The organism is Actinoallomurus sp. NPDC052274, from assembly GCF_040679475.1.
GTDB classification, from domain to species: domain Bacteria; phylum Actinomycetota; class Actinomycetes; order Streptosporangiales; family Streptosporangiaceae; genus Actinoallomurus; species Actinoallomurus liliacearum.
In genome coordinates, this window is sequence record NZ_JBFAUT010000124.1 from 1 (window position 1) to 3,233 (window position 3,233).

The window sequence follows — 3,233 nt, forward strand, 5'->3', positions numbered from 1 at the left end:
GAGTGTGTGTCAAGCCACTCGGCCTATTAGTACCGGTCAACTCCACACCTCACAGTGCTTCCATCTCCGGCCTATCAACCCAGTCGTCTAGCTGGGGGCCTTACAACCACAAAGGGTTGGGAGACCTCATCTGGAGGAAGGCTTCCCGCTTAGATGCTTTCAGCGGTTATCCCGACCGAACGTAGCCAACCAGCCATGCACCTGGCGGTACAACTGGCACACCAGAGGTTCGTCCGTCCCGGTCCTCTCGTACTAGGGACAGACCCTCGCAAGTCTCCTACGCGCACAGCGGATAGGGACCGAACTGTCTCGCGACGTTCTAAACCCAGCTCGCGTGCCGCTTTAATGGGCGAACAGCCCAACCCTTGGGACCTACTCCAGCCCCAGGATGCGACGAGCCGACATCGAGGTGCCAAACCTTGCCGTCGATATGGACTCTTGGGCAAGATCAGCCTGTTATCCCCGGGGTACCTTTTAGCCGTTGAGCGACACCACTTCCACACGTCGGTGCCGGATCACTAGGCCCTGCTTTCGCACCTGCTCGACATGTCTGTCTCACAGTCAAGCTCCCTTGTGCCCTTGCACTCAACACCTGATTGCCAACCAGGCTGAGGGAACCTTTGGGCGCCTCCGTTACTCTTTGGGAGGCAACCGCCCCAGTTAAACTACCCACCAGGCACTGTCCCCCACCCGGATACACGGGCGCGGGTTAGACGCTCGAAACGACCAGAGTGGTATTTCACCAACGACTCCACCACCACTGGCGTGATGGCTTCACAGTCTCCCACCTATCCTACACAAGACGCTCCAAACGCCAATGCCAAGCTATAGTGAAGGTCCCGGGGTCTTTCCGTCCTGCTGCGCGTAACGAGCATCTTTACTCGTAGTGCAATTTCACCGGGCCTGTGGTTGAGACAGTGGGGAAGTCGTTACGCCATTCGTGCAGGTCGGAACTTACCCGACAAGGAATTTCGCTACCTTAGGATGGTTATAGTTACCACCGCCGTTTACCGGCGCTTAGGTTCTCAGCTTCGCCACCGAAGCAGCTAACCGGTCCCCTTAACGTTCCGGCACCGGGCAGGCGTCAGTCCGTATACAGCGTCTTACGACTTCGCACGGACCTGTGTTTTTAGTAAACAGTCGCTTCCCCCTGGTATCTGCGACCCCCACCAGCTCACAAAGCCAGTTCGGTCACCAGCAGGGGCCCCCCTTCTCCCAAAGTTACGGGGGCAATTTGCCGAGTTCCTTAACCACAGTTCACCCGAGCGCCTTGGTATTCTCTACCTGACCACCTGAGTCGGTTTCGGGTACGGGCCGCCGACACACTCGCTAGAGGCTTTTCTCGGCAGCATGGGATCACTCACTTCACCTAAATCGGCTCGGCATCACATCTCAGGCTCAATACACCACGGATTTACCTATGGTGCGCCCTACATGCTTACCCCAGGAACAACCATCGCCTGGGCTGAGCTACCCTCCTGCGTCACCCCATCACTTACCTACTACCACCTCAGGTCCCGGCCACACGCCGGCAAGGTCCCCGAAGGAACCAAGCAACGATAGGAACGGTTAGTATCAGTGGGTTCAGCATGGGCGCGTATCAGCGGGTACGGGAATATCAACCCGTTGTCCATCGACTACGCCTCTCGGCCTCGCCTTAGGTCCCGACTTACCCTGGGCGGATTAGCCTGCCCCAGGAACCCTTGGTCATCCGGCGGAGGGGTTTCTCACCCCTCATTCGCTACTCATGCCTGCATTCTCACCCGCGCCACCTCCACACCTGGATCACTCCGATGCTTCACCGGTGGCGCGGCGCTCCCCTACCCACCACAACCCCTGGACGTACAAGTACGCCTGGGTAACGTTGCAGTGCCACGGCTTCGGCGATGTGCTTGAGCCCCGCTACATTGTCGGCGCGGAATCACTTGACCAGTGAGCTATTACGCACTCTTTCAAGGATGGCTGCTTCTAAGCCAACCTCCTGGTTGTCACGGCAACTCCACATCCTTTACCACTTAGCACACGCTTAGGGGCCTTAGCCGGTGATCTGGGCTGTTTCCCTCTCGACTACGAACCTTATCGCCCGCAGTCTCACTGCCACGCTTCACTTACCGGCATTCGGAGTTTGGCTGACTTCAGTAAGCTTGTAGGCCCCCTAGGCCATCCAGTAGCTCTACCTCCGGCAAGAAACACGCGACGCTGCACCTAAATGCATTTCGGGGAGAACCAGCTATCACGGAGTTTGATTGGCCTTTCACCCCTACCCACAGGTCATCCCCCAGGTTTTCAACCCTGGTGGGTTCGGTCCTCCACGCGGTCTTACCCGCGCTTCAACCTGCCCATGGGTAGATCACTCCGCTTCGGGTCTACAGCATGCGACTACAAACGCCCTATTCAGACTCGCTTTCGCTACGGCTCCCCCACACGGGTTAACCTCGCCACACACCATAACTCGCAGGCTCATTCTTCAAAAGGCACGCCATCACACCACACCCCAAAAGAGGCGCGGGAGCTCTGACGGCTTGTAGGCACACGGTTTCAGGTACTCTTTCACGACCCCTCACCGGGGCACTTTTCACCTTTCCCTCACGGTACTAGTCCGCTATCGGTCACCAGGGAGTATTCAGGCTTACCAGGTGGTCCTGGCAGATTCACACGAGATTTCACGAGCCCCGTGCTACTCGGGAAACACCCAATGAAGACAACAAGATTTCGCCTACCGGACTCTCACCGACTACGGTCGACCATCCCAGATCGTTCGACTACCCTGCTGTTTTATAACTTCACGCCCGGACGGCGGTCCAGACAAGAGCGCTCCCACAACCCCACACACGCAACACCCGCCGGCTATCACACGCGCATGGTTTAGCCTCATCCCCTTTCGCTCACCACTACTCAGGGAATCACATATTGTTTTCTCTTCCTGCGGGTACTGAGATGTTTCACTTCCCCGCGTTACCACCAACCGCCCTATCAATTCAGACGGAGGCAACACCCCATGACAGGTGCTAGGTTTCCCCATTCGGAAATCCCCGGATCAACGCTCGGTTGCCAACTCCCCGGGGCATATCGCAGGCTCCCACGTCCTTCATCGGCTCCTGGTGCCAAGGCATCCACCGTGTGCCCTAAAAAACTTGAACACACTACAAAAAGAACAAGATGCTCGCGTTCACTATGCAGTTCTCAAAACACGGACAGAACCAACCCCCAGCCACCACCAAACCACCAACCAA

Annotated in this window: 1 rRNA gene; it reads right to left on the reverse strand. The window is 57.3% G+C overall.

Features of this window, described 5'->3' with window-relative positions:
• Positions 1 to 5: 5 nt before the first annotated feature.
• Positions 6 to 3,140 (reverse strand): 23S ribosomal RNA (locus AB0K82_RS44250).
• Between the last annotated feature and the right edge of the window lie 93 nt (positions 3,141 to 3,233).